The 14,867-nt window shown below is 62.5% G+C and carries 14 protein-coding genes and 2 tRNA genes; 5 read left to right on the top strand and 11 right to left on the bottom strand.

The features are described 5' to 3' along the window. Nucleotides 1-68: 68 nt before the first annotated feature. The 3 genes from BX604_RS11835 to BX604_RS11825 form a co-directional block, all read right to left on the bottom strand. The gene (locus BX604_RS11835) at nucleotides 69-2,051 is read right to left on the bottom strand and encodes a DNA topoisomerase IV subunit B (protein ID WP_098550958.1); all 1,983 of its coding nucleotides are present in this window, start codon (nucleotides 2,049-2,051) and stop codon (nucleotides 69-71) included. A 239-nt stretch (nucleotides 2,052-2,290) separates the two neighbouring features. Beyond that, nucleotides 2,291-4,240 carry an ATP-binding cassette domain-containing protein gene (locus tag BX604_RS11830; RefSeq protein ID WP_098550957.1) on the bottom strand — a complete coding sequence of 650 codons (1,950 nt, stop codon included), beginning with the start codon at nucleotides 4,238-4,240 and terminating at the stop codon, nucleotides 2,291-2,293. A gap of 218 nt (nucleotides 4,241-4,458) precedes the next feature. Continuing rightward, complete coding sequence (locus BX604_RS11825; protein WP_098550956.1) at nucleotides 4,459-4,863, bottom strand: DUF4399 domain-containing protein; 405 nt, start codon at nucleotides 4,861-4,863, stop codon at nucleotides 4,459-4,461. Between the two features lie 197 nt (nucleotides 4,864-5,060). Between BX604_RS11825 and BX604_RS11820 the strand changes: the two genes are divergently transcribed. Further along, on the top strand, nucleotides 5,061-5,243 hold the full coding sequence (locus BX604_RS11820) for a rubredoxin (RefSeq protein ID WP_006478164.1): 183 nt from the start codon (nucleotides 5,061-5,063) through the stop codon (nucleotides 5,241-5,243). Nucleotides 5,244-5,657: 414 nt separating this feature from the next. Here the strand turns inward: BX604_RS11820 and istB are convergent, their stop codons facing one another. Beyond that, nucleotides 5,658-6,455: an IS21-like element helper ATPase IstB gene (istB, locus tag BX604_RS11815; RefSeq protein WP_060091270.1), complete on the bottom strand. Its 798-nt coding sequence runs from the start codon at nucleotides 6,453-6,455 to the stop codon at nucleotides 5,658-5,660. Continuing rightward, entirely contained in the window at nucleotides 6,448-7,926 is a 1,479-nt protein-coding gene (gene istA, locus BX604_RS11810; protein ID WP_217443306.1) for an IS21 family transposase, read from the bottom strand. The genes istB and istA overlap by 8 nt, the downstream gene beginning before the upstream one ends. A gap of 266 nt (nucleotides 7,927-8,192) precedes the next feature. Between istA and BX604_RS11800 the strand changes: the two genes are divergently transcribed. Both BX604_RS11800 and BX604_RS11795 read left to right on the top strand, forming a co-directional pair. Continuing rightward, nucleotides 8,193-8,684, top strand: coding sequence for a hypothetical protein (locus BX604_RS11800; RefSeq protein WP_306668204.1), 492 nt, complete (start codon nucleotides 8,193-8,195; stop codon nucleotides 8,682-8,684). Then, the gene (locus tag BX604_RS11795) at nucleotides 8,677-9,042 is read left to right on the top strand and encodes a hypothetical protein (RefSeq protein WP_098550953.1); all 366 of its coding nucleotides are present in this window, start codon (nucleotides 8,677-8,679) and stop codon (nucleotides 9,040-9,042) included. The genes BX604_RS11800 and BX604_RS11795 overlap by 8 nt, the downstream gene beginning before the upstream one ends. A gap of 307 nt (nucleotides 9,043-9,349) precedes the next feature. On the opposite strand, the gene BX604_RS38940 is transcribed toward BX604_RS11795, so the two are convergent. From BX604_RS38940 to BX604_RS39490, 5 genes are all read right to left on the bottom strand, one after another. Further along, complete coding sequence (locus BX604_RS38940; protein WP_179894796.1) at nucleotides 9,350-9,736, bottom strand: hypothetical protein; 387 nt, start codon at nucleotides 9,734-9,736, stop codon at nucleotides 9,350-9,352. Continuing rightward, on the bottom strand, nucleotides 9,733-10,464 hold the full coding sequence (locus BX604_RS11785; RefSeq protein WP_143748020.1) for a tetratricopeptide repeat protein: 732 nt from the start codon (nucleotides 10,462-10,464) through the stop codon (nucleotides 9,733-9,735). The genes BX604_RS38940 and BX604_RS11785 overlap by 4 nt, the downstream gene beginning before the upstream one ends. A 255-nt stretch (nucleotides 10,465-10,719) precedes the next feature. Beyond that, complete coding sequence (locus BX604_RS11780) at nucleotides 10,720-11,358, bottom strand: DUF4145 domain-containing protein (RefSeq protein ID WP_098550951.1); 639 nt, start codon at nucleotides 11,356-11,358, stop codon at nucleotides 10,720-10,722. 27 nt (nucleotides 11,359-11,385) lie between these two features. Continuing rightward, the gene (locus BX604_RS39495) at nucleotides 11,386-11,772 is read right to left on the bottom strand and encodes a tyrosine-type recombinase/integrase (RefSeq protein ID WP_257146294.1); all 387 of its coding nucleotides are present in this window, start codon (nucleotides 11,770-11,772) and stop codon (nucleotides 11,386-11,388) included. Then, the gene (locus tag BX604_RS39490; RefSeq protein ID WP_257146293.1) at nucleotides 11,763-12,236 is read right to left on the bottom strand and encodes a hypothetical protein; all 474 of its coding nucleotides are present in this window, start codon (nucleotides 12,234-12,236) and stop codon (nucleotides 11,763-11,765) included. Before BX604_RS39490 ends, BX604_RS39495 begins: the two co-directional genes overlap by 10 nt. A 468-nt stretch (nucleotides 12,237-12,704) precedes the next feature. Between BX604_RS39490 and BX604_RS11770 the strand changes: the two genes are divergently transcribed. Next, nucleotides 12,705-12,779, top strand: a tRNA-Arg gene (locus tag BX604_RS11770). Between the two features lie 266 nt (nucleotides 12,780-13,045). Continuing rightward, nucleotides 13,046-13,122, top strand: a tRNA-Met gene (locus BX604_RS11765). 180 nt (nucleotides 13,123-13,302) lie between these two features. Here BX604_RS11765 and BX604_RS11760 read toward each other — a convergent pair. Beyond that, on the bottom strand, nucleotides 13,303-14,478 hold the full coding sequence (locus BX604_RS11760; RefSeq protein ID WP_179894795.1) for a right-handed parallel beta-helix repeat-containing protein: 1,176 nt from the start codon (nucleotides 14,476-14,478) through the stop codon (nucleotides 13,303-13,305). Nucleotides 14,479-14,867: the final 389 nt, after the last annotated feature.

The raw sequence follows: 14,867 nt of genomic DNA, 5'->3' as shown, positions 1-14,867 counted from the left end.
TGAATTCCGTATTCGTAAGTGGCATGAGGCCGGGCCGGGCGTCATGCCCGGCCACGCGGATGCGTCGCTTAAATATCCGCTTCGACGTCGTTGCCCTTTTCCTCGAGCCAGCCGCGCCGCGCGGCTGCCTCGCCCTTGCCCATCAGCATCGTCATGCGCGCGACGGTCGCCTCGTAGTCGAGCTCGCCGAGCTTCACCGGCATCAGGCGGCGCGTGTCGGGGTTCATCGTCGTGTCCCACAGCTGCTCGGCGCTCATTTCGCCGAGGCCCTTGAAGCGGCTGATGCTCCACTGGGTCTCGCGCACGCCGTCCTTGCGCAGCTTGTCGAGGATCGCTTCGAGTTCGCCGTCGTCGAGCGCATAGAGCTTCTGCGCGGCCTTCTTGCCACGCGCGGGCGCGTCGACGCGGAACAGCGGCGGTCGCGCAACGCACACATGGCCGCGCTCGATCAGCTGCGGGAAATGCTTGAAGAACAGCGTGAGCAGCAGCACCTGGATGTGCGAGCCGTCGACGTCCGCGTCCGACAGGATGCAGATCTTGCCGTAGCGCAGGTTCGACAGGTCGACGCTGTCGTCCGGGCTGTGCGGATCGACGCCGATCGCAACCGAGATGTCGTGCACCTCGTTGTTCGCGAACAGGCGATCGCGCTCGGTTTCCCACGTGTTCAGCACCTTGCCGCGCAGCGGCAGGATCGCCTGGTATTCCTTGTCGCGGCCCATCTTCGCGGAACCGCCCGCCGAGTCGCCCTCGACGAGGAACAGTTCGTTGCGCGCGATATCTTCCGTCTCGCAGTCGGTCAGCTTGCCCGGCAGCACCGCGACGCCCGAGCTCTTGCGCTTCTCGACCTTCTGGCCCGCGCGCGTGCGCGCCTGCGCCTGCTTGATCACGAGTTCGGCGAGCTTCTTGCCGTGCTCGACGTGCTGGTTCAGCCACAGTTCGAGCGCCGGACGCGAGAACGACGACACGAGCTTCACCGCGTCGCGGCTGTTCAGGCGCTCCTTGATCTGCCCCTGGAACTGCGGATCGAGCACCTTCGCGGACAGCACGAACGACACGCGCGCGAACACGTCTTCCGCGAGCAGCTTCACGCCCTTCGGCTGCAGGTTGTGCAGTTCGACGAAGCTTTTCACTGCCTGATAGAGACCGTCGCGCAGGCCCGACTCGTGCGTGCCGCCGGCCGGCGTCGGAATCAGGTTCACGTACGACTCGCGCACGAGCGAGCCTTCCTCGCTCCATGCGACGACCCACGACGCGCCCTCGCCTTCGGCGAAGGTGTCGTCGCCCGAACGTGCATCGGCAAAGCGCTCGCCTTCGAACAGCGGGATCAGCAGTTCGCTGCCGTTCATCTCGTCGAGCAGGTAGCCGCGCAGGCCGTCCTCGTACTTCCACGTCTGGCGCTCGCCGCTCTTCTCGTTGACGAGCACGACCTCGACGCCCGGCAGCAGCACGGCCTTCGAGCGCAGCAGGCGCTGCAACTCGCCGAACGGCAGGTTCGGAGAATCGAAGTACTTCGGATTCGGCCACACCTGCACGCGCGTGCCGGATTTCTTCTCGCCGCGGCCCGCGCCTTGCGTCGCGAGCGGCTTGACGACGTCGCCGTCGGCAAAACCGAGCTCGGCGATCTTGCCGTCGCGCCAGACCGTCACGTCGAGGCGCGTCGCGAGCGCGTTCGTCACCGACACGCCGACGCCGTGCAGGCCGCCCGAGAACGTGTATGCGCCGCCGGCGGCCTTGTCGAACTTGCCGCCTGCGTGCAGGCGCGTGAACACGATCTCGACGACCGGCACGCCTTCCTCGGGATGCAGGCCGAACGGGATGCCGCGACCGTCGTCCTCGACCGACACCGACTGATCGGCGTGCAGCGTGACCGTGATCTGCTTGCCGTGGCCGCCGAGTGCCTCGTCGGACGCGTTGTCGATCACTTCCTGAATGATGTGCAGCGGATTTTCGGTACGGGTGTACATGCCGGGCCGCTGCTTGACCGGCTCGAGGCCCTTGAGCACCTTGATCGATGCTTCGCTATAGGCCGCGCTGGGCTTCTTCGTTGACATAGGCGCTGAATTTCGTCGTTCATCGGGACGTTTTCCACATCTCGTGTGGATAACGTCGTGGACAAAGCGTTGAGTTCCGTAAAAAAGCGAATCGAAACAACGGTGTGCTTGGACTGCTCCGAAAGCGGGCGCGCGGCATGCGCTGCGCGGCCCGGGACGCGCGGTATTTTACTGGTTCCGCGTGGCGCGCCGCCGCAAGATCGTCACGCCGCGCCACCGGCCGGCCCGCGTGCAGTGCGTCAGACCGGCTTGCGTTTCGCCTCGAGCGTCTCCCACCGCTCGAGCGCGGCGAGCAGTTCGTCGTCGATCGCCGCGAACCGCTCGGTCAGGCGCGTGCCTTCCTGCGGATCCTTCGCGAAGATCGAGCCGTCCTCGAGCCGCGCGTTGATCGTCTTCTGTTCTTCCTCGAGCGCGGCGATCTTCTCCGGCAGCGCATCGAGTTCGCGCTGCTCGTTGAACGACAGCTTCACCGTGCGCTGCGCGTTGCGGCCGGCTGCGCTTTTCGCCGCGTCTTCCTTGACCGGCGCCGCATCCTTCACCGCGCGCTTCGCCGCTTCCTGCTGCGCAAGCTGCTGCGACCGCTCGCTCTGGATCTGCCAGTCGGTGAAGCCGCCGACGTATTCGCGCCACTTGCCGTCGCCTTCGGCCGCGATCACCGACGTCACGACGTTGTCGAGGAATGCGCGGTCGTGGCTGACGAGCAGCACCGTGCCGTCGTAGTCGGCCAGCAGCTCTTCGAGCAGTTCGAGCGTCGGGATGTCGAGGTCGTTGGTCGGTTCGTCGAGCACCAACACGTTGGCCGGGCGCGCGAACAGGCGCGCGAGCAGCAGCCGGTTGCGCTCGCCGCCCGACAGCGACTTCACCGGCGAACGCGCGCGTTCCGGCGCGAACAGGAAGTCGCCGAGATAGCTCATCACGTGCTTGCGCACGCCGCCGATCTCGACCCATTCGCTGCCCGGGCTAATCGTGTCGGCCAGGCTCTTTTCCTGGTCGAGCTGCGCGCGCATCTGGTCGAAGTACGCGACCTGCAGGTTCGTGCCGGTGCGCACCGTGCCCGCGTCGGGCTTCAGTTCACCGAGGATCAGCTTGAGCAGCGTCGTCTTGCCGGCGCCGTTCGGGCCGACGAAACCGATCTTGTCGCCGCGCATGACCGTCGTCGAGAACGTGTCGACCACCGTGCGATCGCCGTAGCGCTTCGTCACGTCGGTCAGCTCCGCGACGATCTTGCCGGACTTCTCGCCCTGCGCGACGTCGAGCTTCACGTTGCCCTGCGCGTTGCGACGCTCCGCGCGATCGTTGCGCATCTGCACGAGCCGCGCGATACGGCCGACGCTGCGCGTGCGGCGCGCCTCGACGCCCTTGCGGATCCACACTTCCTCCTGCGCGAGCAGCTTGTCGAACTTCTCGTTTTCCACACGCTCGACTTCCAGCTGCTGCGCCTTGCGCGTCTGGTACGCCGAGAAATTGCCCGGATACGACAGCAGACCGCCGCGATCGAGGTCGACGATGCGCGTCGCGACGCGGTCGAGGAACGCGCGATCGTGCGTGATGAACAGCAAGCCCGCGCGCTGCGCGACCAGCAGCTCTTCCAGCCAGCGGATGCCGTCGAAGTCGAGGTGGTTGGTCGGTTCGTCGAGCAGCAGCACGTCCGGCTGCAGCACCAGCGCGCGCGCCAGCGCGACACGCTTCTGCATCCCGCCCGACAGCGCGTCGACCTGCGCGTCGCCGTCCGTCAGGCCGATCTGTGCGAGCGTCATCGACACGCGCGTGCGCCAGTTCCACGCGTCGTGCATATCGAGCGACGACTGCAGCGCGTTCATCCGCGCGAGCAGCGCGTCGTGCTCGGCGCCTTCCGGCGTTTCCGCGAGGCGGTGCGCGATCGAATCGTATTCTTCGAGGACTTCGCGCGTATGCGTGAGCCCCGACGCCACCGCGTCGAACACCGTCGCGCCAGGTTCGAATTCGGGCTCCTGCGGCACGTAGACGGTCACGAGGTCCTGCTGGCGCGTGATCAGCCCGTCGTCGGGCTTCGCGAGCCCGGCGACGATCTTCAGCAGCGACGATTTGCCCGCGCCGTTGCGACCGATCAGGCCAACACGCTCGCCGGCCTCCAGCGAGAAGTCCGCGTGGTCGAGCAACGCGACGTGACCGAACGCGAGTTGCGCGCCGGTAATGGAATAAAGCGACATGGGGAGACGGCGAAGAGAGAAATCGGAAGCGCCCATTGTACCGGTGGCGGACGCCCGCGCCGGGATGGCCGAATGGACTAGGCCGGTGTGCGGTGCTTTTTATGCTGAATGGGTACCGAGGCAGGGCCGGCGGCAGGCGCGTCGGTGCGGACGCGGCACCGGCGGCAGGCGCCCGGCCGCAGCTTCACGGCCGGATGCCCACATGCGGGACGTGCGTGTTACTTCACGTTGACCGTGATCGTCGAGCTCATTTCGGGACCATACGAACGGTGTGCGCCGTCGCCGAATTGCAGCGTCAGCGTGTGCGGGCCGGGCGGCAGCTTCAAGTCGGTTTCGGTCTGGCCCTTGCCGAAGTGCAGCGAATGGTCGGTGGCCGGGATCACGTCGCCCTTCGGCACCGGCTGGCTGTCGATCAGCAGGTGATGGTGGCCCGTGTCCGGCGTCATGTCGCCGGCCGGCTTGAGGTCCATCCCCTCGAGGCCGAACTTCACGTGCACCGGGCTCGATACCGTCGCGCCGTCCTTCGGTTCGACGAAGAACACGCGCGCCTCGGCGCGCGCGAGCGTCGACATGGCCAATGCCGCGACACATACCGCGCCCGCGATCCATTTCTTGTTGATCATCGTTTCCTCCTTCAGATTGAAAGGCTCACGAAGCATACACTGCGTGCCCGGCGCGCGCGACGGCAGCCGTTGTTCGCGATGCGTACGTTTAAAACGACGTTACCGAGGCGTTCGGCGAAATTCCGGTACCATTGCGCCTTTCGTCCGCCGGCCGTGCCGCGAGCGGCATCACCGATTTTCATCATCCCGAGCGCTACATGAGCGAAGTAACCGAATACCAGAGCTGGGTCTGCCTGATTTGCGGGTGGGTCTACAACGAAGCCGAAGGTCTGCCCGATGAAGGCATCCCCGCCGGCACCCGTTTCGCCGACATTCCCGCCGACTGGCGCTGCCCGCTGTGCGACGTGGGCAAGGAAGATTTCGTCGTCGTCGATTTCTGATTTCTGATTCCCGACCACGCCTGAACGCGCGAGCCGCGCATCGGCACGTTTTCCGTCCGCCGATGCGCGTCGCGTTTGCTATACTCTGCGCGCTGTCCACACCGCCGTCCCGTTCGCGTTTTCAACACGCGATACCGCGGACATGGCTCTCCCCGTAGTTCAGGGGATGGAATGATAAGCGCAAGGCTTATCCAGCAAGGCTCTCACCCCCTGCTGTAGCAAATTTGTAGCGCATAAAAAAAGCCCGCTAGATGCGGGCTTTGTGCTTTTCCACGTGCCGAGACTCGGCATTCTGGTTGCAATGCTACTGCCCATATCCGATGATGCACTGGCGCAACATGCTGTTGATTTCCACCGAGTCTTAACCCACCGATTTCATCTAAATCTGACCCACCCTGAGACAGCGTAGTACATCTATTCCGGTGTGGATAACTCTTCGTTACCCGCTGGTTTTGCTGCTCTTTTTCTTGTTGTCTTTGCCTTGGCAGAACTGGTCCTGAAGCGCCACGATTCATTGCCCGTTTCGACGATGTGGCAGTGATGGGTGACGCGGTCCAGCAGCGCTGTCGTCATCTTTGCATCCCCGAACACGCTCGCCCACTCGCCGAAGCTGAGATTGGTCGTGATCGCGACGCTCGTGTGCTCGTAAAGCTTTGAGAGCAGATGGAACAGCAATGCACCGCCGGTCTGGCTGAACGGCAGATAGCCCAGCTCATCGAGAATCACCAGATCGACGTACATCAGCTTGTGGGCGATCTGGCCTTGTTTGCCGATGGACTTCTCCTGCTCCAGGGCGTTGGTCAGCTCGACGGTCGAGAAGTAGCGCACACGCTTGCCGTGGCGCTGTACGGCTTCGATTCCGATCGCTGAGGCGAGGTGCGTCTTGCCAGTGCCCGGACCACCGATGAACACGACGTTGTGCGCGCTTTCGAGGAACGACAGCTCGCTCAGTTCGCGCACCAGCGCTTCGTCGACGTGTGCCTGCGCGAAGTCGAAGCCCTTCAGGTCGCGGTGGGCCGGGAAGCGCGCAGCGGTCATTTGATAGGCGATCGAGCGCACCTGCCGTTCGGCGGTTTCAGCCATCAACAGCTGCTTCATGAAGCGCTCCGGCTCGAAGTCAGTGTGGCGCGACTGCGCGAGCAGCTCCGGCCACGTGCTCGCCATGCCGTGCAGTTTAAGACCCTTGAGCTGGGCCGCGATATCGTTAGACATGACGATCCTCCGGTGGGTTGGCGCGCAGCGTCTCGTAACGGCTCACGTCGGCCGCGGGCTCTTCCTTGAGCTGGAGTTTCGTCGTGGCGAGGCTGCCATTCGTGACGGGCGCCTTCAGCCGGCTCAGCACGTTCAGGACGTGCTCTGCGCTGGGGCGTCCTGAATCCAGCGCAGCCTGTACGGCGAGCAGCACCGCATCGAGCCCGTGTTCGCGCACCGCAGCGAGCACCTGCGTCATGACGCGATCGCCGCCCGGGTGTTTCAGCAGATGCCGCTGCAGCAGTTGCAGCGGCTGCGGCATCGTGATGAACGGTGCGCCGTTGCGCAGTGCGCCGGGTTTGCGCTCGACCAGCGTGACGTAGTGGCGCCAATCGTAGAAGGTCATGTGCCGCTCGAAGCTGCGTTCGTGGCGTGCGATCTCCTGGGCGTTGGCGACGACGCTGAGATATGCCGGATAGCAGCGCACGCTCACCAACTGGTTCGTGTACTCGGTGGGCACGCTGTAGCGGTTGCGTTGGAAGTGAATCAGGCTGGTCGACGAGACTCGCAGGGTCTGCTCGATGTAGCCGTCGAACGGCCGTGGATTGGGCATCAGCCGGGTACGCTCGTCCTGCAGCACATCCTCGACTGTCAGCTCAGGCCACTGCGGGTGCCGCATGTGCCACGCCTCACGACACTGACCAGCGACCCATTCGTTCAGGATCTCCAGCGTTTCCCAGCGCCGTAGCGCTGCTTCGTGCCAGATCTGACGTCGCCGGTCCTGAACGTTCTTCTCGACGATGCCTTTCTCCCAGCCTGCAGCCCGGTTGCAGAACTCCGGCTCGAACAGGTAGTGACTGCACATCGCTTCGAAGCGCGCGTTGACCGCACGCTCCTTGCCGCGGCCAACCTTGTCCACGGCGGTCTTCATGTTGTCGTAGATGCCGCGCCGCGGCACGCCGCCGAACGCGGCGAATGCGCGGGCGTGCGCATCGAACAGCATCTCGTGACTCTGTGTGGGATAGGCGACGAGCCAGAACGCGCGGCTGGAGTTAAGTTTGACGTGGGCGACCTCCAGGCGTCGCCGTAGCCCGCCAACAAACGCGTATTCGCAGCTCCAGTCAAACTGGAAGGCTTCGCCGGGTTCGAAGGCGAGCGGCACGAAGGCCTTCCTGCGAGGCGCCTCAGCCTGCTCCTCGTGCCAACGCCTCACGAACGCGCTTACGCGGCCGTAGCTGCCGGCGTAACCCTCGGCGCGGATCGCCTCGAACATGAACCGGGCGGTGCGCCGGTCACGCTTCGGGCGATGACTGTCGGCACGCAGCCAACCTGTCAGCTGTGCGGCCCAGTCGTCGATGACGCTCGGGCTGACGCGCTTCGGATACTTCGGCTCGACAGCATCAGTCTGCCGCAGCCAGCGGCGCACCGTGTTTCGGGACAGGCCCGTACGCCGCGCAATCTCGCGCAGTGGGACCTTCTCGCGGAAATACATCCGCCTGATCTTGGCCAATATGCCCACCGTGATCACCTTTGTATCCCCTGCTCAAAGATTGAGCAGGGCATTCAATCACGTGGGTCAAAATTCGATGAAAATTTTCAGCTCTAGTGGGTCAGTTCTGTGCGGACATCAACACGCCCCGATCTGTCTGATGTGTTGACGGTCATCGGGCACAAGCAGCGGATCTCGTCGAATAAGGCACTGCTCGATGCCGCATTCCCGGCGCAGAAGGCGAAGCCCGCCCTCGATCCCGCGTCCGCATGGCCGTTCCCGACCGGAGCCGCAAATTGCCCCCGCGCCCGGCCCTTTCTACCCCACGTCCGCTGCCGCGAAAGCGGGAACACGCGAAGAAGCGACCGGCGCTCGCACTGGCGAGCGTCGACGGCACCTCAATGCAGTCAAACAGCGGCGGGCTGACTCCCGCAACAGCGATCCAGAACAACGAAGCGCCGCTCGCGCGGCGCAAACCTATCCAGACGAACGAAGCCAGGGCGGATGCCCGCCAAGGCAGGCTCGCGCGCATCGACGCCATTCGCACCGAGATCCGCGCACTGGTGGCCGACATCTCGCACGCGGCCGACATCGACCTGCTGGACCTGATGGCCGACGAGATCGGCTCTTTCGCTCGCCACAAAACCGCGCAAGACGCGCGCACTTGGGCAGCAACCGCCGGCATCACGCTCGAAACCGGCCTCATGCAACTCGCACACGCGCTCCCAGACCCCATCACACAGGCAACTCAACATGACTGATCAAGCCCTCTATGCCGCACACATCGCCAAAGCTCGAGAGATCGTAGTCGCGTCTGTGAAGCGCCTGCGTTCCGCCCACGTGGACTGCATCGATCTGATGGAGCAGGCAGAGCGATATCTTCATTCGACATGGGCGATCGACCATTTTCACGCCGTCTACGATGCCGACCTAACTTTCGAGCCGAATGATCAGCGGACGATCGCAGGTCTCGCGAACGTCGGCAGCACGCTTTTCGAGTTGCTGTCACCGACGATCCCGTCGCACACCCCCAACGAGGCGTTGACTGAAGCCATCAACCACCTAATCAACATGCGCACCGAAGCGCGACTTCACAATCAGAACGGGGAGGCGCTGTGAGCCTGCTGACCCGCGCCTATATTCCTGAGAAGTCGGCCCACGCATGACGCTGGCGCAGTTCGCGCAGCTATTGCTAATGTCGGAAGGAACCATCCGCAACCAGATCAGCGCCGAGACGTTCCCGATCCCCACCTACAAGGAAGGAGGCGGTCGATTCGCAGCGTACGACGCCGTCGAGGATTATCTCGACCAAATGTCGGCCCCAAGCGCGACAACTCGCCGCGTGATGGCAAGTCATCCGCTCCCAATGCAAAAGCCCCCGACCATGCATTCGCGATCGGGGGCTTTTGGGAGGCAATTCGTCAAATTACGGCTTGCTTGCTTGATGAACCAATGCGAGGAATGCATCGGCTTGTGCCGCAATCGACGAATAATTCGCAATCAAATCGATTGCATCGCGCTGGGGAAAGTCAACATCGAGAAAGTAGTCAGCTCGTGTTCGAATTTTCTTCATGTCCTGAAGGCGATAGGCAAGTGATCGACCTTTTAGCCCCTGAGTCTTCAAACGTTCACCCAAGCGCTCGTGTTCACCCATAACAACGTTGCTCGCCGGCAGGCAGGCATCGGCAACTTGGAGAACTTTGTGAAACATCGCGTAGTATCCGCGCGAAGCCCCTGAGCGCCACTCGCACTCCGTGGTCCCGTTCGCCAGAACGCCAGCGAGTTTTTCGATATCCTGGATCTGTGTGGTCATCGTGCCACCGAAACAATGCGGCCTTCAAATTGAAACGAACTTGCCGGTCGGCACGCGATTGTCACCAGCCCCGGTGCGGGATCGTCAAACTGCTCGCACAGCGCGTCGGCGATCGCCCAGTTCAGCTCTCCACATCTTTCCGCCGACTCGCTAACGTACAACTCCAAGCGCAGACCCGCATCGCCAAAATCCTCGACCATGGTCTGCCTGATAACTCCGCCATGAGCACGCACGGTACCCACCGCGGTCTCAATCAAGCTTTCGCGCATTTGCTGCGTCAATCCATGAGCCTCCGCTGAAGCCAGCAGTCGCTTCATCGATTGCACAACAGGGTCCGAGTCGCGGATCTTGAATCTGCCAATCACGTCGAGCGCCCCCTCAAAATCAAGAACGGTTCGATGGAGATTCACAAGCCCTCCAATCGCGGTGAAATCCGTAGGAAGCACCACCTGTTCCAGCGCCAAACTCAGCTCTCTCGCCCGTCGAAATTCGCCTGCCGCCGAAAACAGCGCCATCCCATTGGCCAGCACGACCTGATCCCGAGGCGACAAATTCACTGCGGCGCGTACGCAGCGATCACATTCAGCGTGATTCCCTTGCATCACTGCAACAGCACCAAGCGACAACCAAGCGAACGCCGGGTTGCCAACACCGCCCTCCAAAGCTACACGCGCTTGGCGTTCATAGCGCTTCGCCAGAAGGTCGTTGCTCTGCGCGAATGCCACCATTCGCAGCAGCTCATTGACCGCTTGGTTAACTGCCTCTAACGGTTGAGTCACCGCTCCGACCCCGATTATTTGTGATATTCATGACCGATGATAGCAGAGCGCCCGCGAGTTCTGCATGTCGGCAAAATTCCCACAATCTGACAACCCAACCGCGAAGTGGGTTGAATCAGCGCCCATACGAGACACCTTGTCCGTTATCCCACCCTGCAGCGCCGTCAGTGCCACAAGTGCTCTCTCGCGTAGAGCTGAACAAACTTACTTGCCAGGCGCCGCGTCACGCCTCTCGATCGCCGCCCGCGCGCCCTCCGGCAGACCAGCGTAGTAGCTTTCGACTCGCTTGGGTTGCGCAATCAACTGCTCAACGATCAAGTTGAGCATCTCAAACAACACCACCCCCATTTCCGGAGTATCGTCCAAACTGATTTCACCGGGATGGACAGCGTTGTTACCTACGACGCGACAATAATCGAGTGCCTGCTGTACGTGCGGCGACAGGCCGTCCTTGACGAGTGCCGCAATGTCATCGTTGATGTTGGCACCTTTCTGCCCAACCTCCTTTAGCAACTTCTGCAACGCGAGGCGCAACAGCGCAACCGCCGCCCGAGGCGATCGCCCGAAGATGTCACGCGCCTCGTTGTAATCGTTGCGCGGCCCCTCCGGAAAGTCCTCGTGTGCCATTGATACGCTTGCAGTCGACGGGATAATCATTCTCCCGTCGTACCAATACGAGTCCTCGTCGCAGTGCGTACATGTGCAGATGTCCCACAGCTGATTGGCGACCAGGTGGCCATTCGGCCGCCAATGAAACTGGTGCCAGTGCTGCGCCGAAAACACTCCGCAATGCACGCAATTAAATTTGGCCGCCCGAAGCTGCGCCGGATAATGCTTCGCCATTTTTGTCCCCGCGACAATAGCTGATTACTAGATGTCCGAGTGTGTCACACCCGACATCGTCTTCAAGCGCCCCTTCTCTGCTACCTTTTCAGGGCCCAGATTTGTATACCGCTTTAGGTTGCGCCAATCTTTGTGTCCTGTCACGGTCGCAACTTCTGGGATGTCCCATCCGCCCTCAAAAAGCGCGCTCGTCGCTTCGTGACGCATGTCGTGCAGCCGCAGATCGACGATCCCTTTATCGTCACACGCGAGCTTGAAGTATTTGCTGGCCGTGCTCTTGTCGAACCGGAAGATGTATTCGTTCGGATGCGGCTCGGTTGTCGGGTCCGCCTTGCGCTTTGCCTCATACGTTGGGGGCACCGGATAGCGGGCCTGGCACAGCAACACTTCGAGCGAGTCGCCAATCAGCGGCACCCACTCGTCATTGCCCTTCTTCTGTCGCGGATGCTTTCGAGCGCGAGCCGGCGCTCGACGTCCAGATCCGACCACGTCAACCGGAACAGTTCGCCACGGCGAAATGCGCTCATCATCGCGACCCGAATCACATCCGGCACAGCCTGCTCACGCTCGGGATGCTCTGCAAACCACCGGAAGATTTTCACGATTTCATCGCGAGTCGGCCGACGATCCCGATGCTTGCCGGGGCCGATGAGCTGGAGGTGATCGAGCGTCGGTCGTGCAATGCTAGGCGCATGCGGCAATCTCAGGCCGAGAAGCGACGCCATATACTTGTACACGGTCTCGAGCTTGGAAATATCCATGTCGATCGTGTACTGCCCCCCTTCCTTCTTGCGCGACTGCGCAAACTTCACCAGGCGCTGGGTTGAGAGCTTGGTCGCGACCTCATCGTCGAAGTGACTTTCGAGGCGCGCAAGCATGTAGTGCTCGTTCGATTTTTCCCCTACCGGCCTACCGGAGTCGGCCCGAGCCTCACGGTAGCGCCGGACAAGTTCCCCGACCGTGATCGTCTGCTCGTCCGCCGCCGCATACCCCTTGTCAAGCGATGACTCAATGTCACGTGCCCACGCTTCAGCGGCCCCCTTTGTTCGAAATGTCTTTGATATACTCTTGCTCCCTCGCAGACGGACTTGAGCCCGCCAGCGAGAGCCGATTTGGATGATTGACGCTACTCGCTACCCCGATTGATGACTGTAGCAACATGGCCGGTGCACGGCGTGCTACAGGTTCGATTTGTAGCAAAAGTGTAGCAGAGATGATCTTTCATTCTGCGTCATTGCTTGAAATTGCGTGTCATTCAAGAATCGACGAAAATGCCTAAAAGGCAGATGGGGCAAGGGTAAGAGCCTGATTCACAAGGCTTCAATCCTCCCCGCTCAAGCTATCCGCTCCCCGTAGTTCAATGGATAGAACAAGCGCCTCCTAAGCGCTAGATACAGGTTCGATTCCTGTCGGGGGGACCAAAGATCCTCCAAATTTTTCACCCGCTTCTCTGCAACCACGCCGCTGCGCGATGGGATACAGCCGCGACGTTATCGCGCGTCAAACGGCGCACGCCAACCGCAACCCAGTCACTTCAGCCTACGTTCACGCGAGTCGCTCGAACGCCTGCGGGCCAAGCCCTTCGAAACGCCAGAGACCGAGCCAGCCCGCAGCACCGAGCGGGCATCGTCAAGATGATTGCCCCATTCGTTTGACACGGGTGTAACACTCCGACTATACTTCGCGCCGCGGGGTGGAGCAGTCTGGCAGCTCGTCGGGCTCATAACCCGAAGGTCATAGGTTCAAATCCTATCCCCGCAACCAATTTCGAAGCCCGCTCTGCGTCAGCAAGCGGGCTTTTCTCATTCGCCCGCACGATTGCCGTCAGATCGGCAAGCGCAGAATGCTTCGGTGTCTTCGACGACGGTAGTAGCCCTGGCGCAGTAGACGTAACGGGCGCGCTGGAAGAATAGAGGCATGGATGCGACAGCCATCCCCCACCCATCACTGCATCAACGCTGTCCTGACCTGCGGCATCAAGCTCGCGTTCGCCCCGGCCACCGTCATTCCCCCCGTCAACGACGCCCCGGCCGGCAGCGCCAACGCGGTGCCATCGCCGAGCCGGTTCGCATCGACAACAATCTGGCTTGCCGCGCAACCGCTCGTCAGCAACTGCACCGGCGAACCGACGATCGAAGCGAACGTATTCCCCGTCACGCTGAACGAGCACACGTTCCCGTACGCCCGAAACCCCGAATATCCGACTCCCGACACCTGGTTATCAGCCACCGTGACATCCGACACCGTCCCCGACCACGTATCCAGTTCGATCGCGGCCTGCTGCGTCGGCTGAAGCCCGTTGTTCACGGTCGAGTTCTGGATGTTGGTAACGGTATTGCCCTTGATGACGACATTCGACGCTCCATATGTCTGCCAGCTGTCTTCCTGCGCGACGAGGATGCCCGCCGCCTTCTGAACGCCGTCGACCGTATTGTTCGAGATCGTCACGCCCTGCCCGCCGACGACCGAAATGCCGCGTCCCCACGGGTTGCCCGACACCGCGTTACGGTCGATCAGCACGTTGCCGCTCAGACGACCGTCGCCGAGATAGCTGACCACGGCGATCAGATCGTCGCCGGTGCCGGTCACCGTGTTGTTCTGCACGAGCACGTTGGTCGAGCCGTAGGTCGTATGGATGCCGTCGGCAAGCGTCGCCCGCACGGTGTTGCCCACGATCGCGATGCCGCTGCCGCCGAACACGAAAATCCCGGCGCTCGCACCACCCTGGATCGTCACGCCGAGCACCTGAACGTCCGTGCCCGTCACATCGACCTTGGTCGACTCGGGCGTCGTGAGGCGCGTCGTGCCGGTGCCGACCAGCGTCACGCCGACGAGCGTCGAACCGGTGCCGCTCATCACGATCGTCTGGTCGGCCGGATTCGTGGCGGCCAGCGTCGCGCCGTATCCGGAGATCACCGCCTGCGGCACCGTCACCGCGAGCGAATGCCCGACGACGTAACGCCCCGGCTCGATGATCAGGCGCTGGCCGGCCCGCAGGCTGTTGATTGCCTTCTGCAACGCGTCGGCCTGATCGCTGCCGTCCGCGGCCGGAGAAATCGTGATGTCGGCGATGAGAATCGGCTTGGCGCCATTGACAGGCTGAAGTGTCGCGCCGGCCATGCCGGGCGAACCGGCTGTCGGCGCCGTGCTGCCGGAATTCGTCGATGGAGTGGAAGTAGCCGGCGTAGCCGATGCGCCGGATGCCGCGCCAGCAGGTTCGGCCGGCGATGTCGATGTGCTCGCAACGGTCTGCGGCGCGGGCCCGGCGTTGTCGTCACCGCCACCGCATGCGGCAAGACCAAGACAGAGCGCGGCAAGCGTTGCCCGATCGACTGTACGCATACGATGTTCCACTAGCCCAAGGTGGCGTCATCGTAAGTACGCCAGGCTACTTTGTAAATGAATAATGCGGCGTGCTTTGCGTCGAACCATTCGGTGTCCTCTGTCATTCATCGCAGCGTCATCACCACGACATGCGACACGCAATCGCGCCGCGACGGCCCAACAGG

Source organism: Burkholderia sp. JKS000303 (assembly GCF_002563755.1).
Lineage (GTDB): Bacteria > Pseudomonadota > Gammaproteobacteria > Burkholderiales > Burkholderiaceae > Burkholderia > Burkholderia anthina_B.
Note: the sequence above shows the minus strand (reverse complement) of the source record. Positions and strands in the feature narration are given on the sequence as shown.

Excerpts from the sequence above, each read along its gene's own strand:
- BX604_RS11760 (WP_179894795.1), bottom strand. The coding sequence starts at position 14,478 with ATGGCCGGCGCGACACTTCAGCCTGTCAATGGCGCCAAGCCGATTCTC.
- istB (WP_060091270.1), bottom strand. The coding sequence starts at position 6,455 with ATGTCTAACGATATCGCGGCCCAGCTCAAGGGTCTTAAACTGCACGGC.
- istA (WP_217443306.1), bottom strand. The coding sequence starts at position 7,926 with ATGTATTTCCGCGAGAAGGTCCCACTGCGCGAGATTGCGCGGCGTACG.
- BX604_RS11835 (WP_098550958.1), bottom strand. The coding sequence starts at position 2,051 with ATGTCAACGAAGAAGCCCAGCGCGGCCTATAGCGAAGCATCGATCAAG.
- BX604_RS38940 (WP_179894796.1), bottom strand. The coding sequence starts at position 9,736 with ATGACCACACAGATCCAGGATATCGAAAAACTCGCTGGCGTTCTGGCG.
- BX604_RS11785 (WP_143748020.1), bottom strand. The coding sequence starts at position 10,464 with ATGGTGGCATTCGCGCAGAGCAACGACCTTCTGGCGAAGCGCTATGAA.
- BX604_RS11780 (WP_098550951.1), bottom strand. The coding sequence starts at position 11,358 with ATGGCGAAGCATTATCCGGCGCAGCTTCGGGCGGCCAAATTTAATTGC.
- BX604_RS11795 (WP_098550953.1), top strand. The coding sequence starts at position 8,677 with ATGACTGATCAAGCCCTCTATGCCGCACACATCGCCAAAGCTCGAGAG.
- BX604_RS11820 (WP_006478164.1), top strand. The coding sequence starts at position 5,061 with ATGAGCGAAGTAACCGAATACCAGAGCTGGGTCTGCCTGATTTGCGGG.
- BX604_RS11830 (WP_098550957.1), bottom strand. The coding sequence starts at position 4,240 with ATGTCGCTTTATTCCATTACCGGCGCGCAACTCGCGTTCGGTCACGTC.
- BX604_RS11825 (WP_098550956.1), bottom strand. The coding sequence starts at position 4,863 with ATGATCAACAAGAAATGGATCGCGGGCGCGGTATGTGTCGCGGCATTG.
- BX604_RS39490 (WP_257146293.1), bottom strand. The coding sequence starts at position 12,236 with ATGCTTGCGCGCCTCGAAAGTCACTTCGACGATGAGGTCGCGACCAAG.
- BX604_RS11800 (WP_306668204.1), top strand. The coding sequence starts at position 8,193 with ATGGCCGTTCCCGACCGGAGCCGCAAATTGCCCCCGCGCCCGGCCCTT.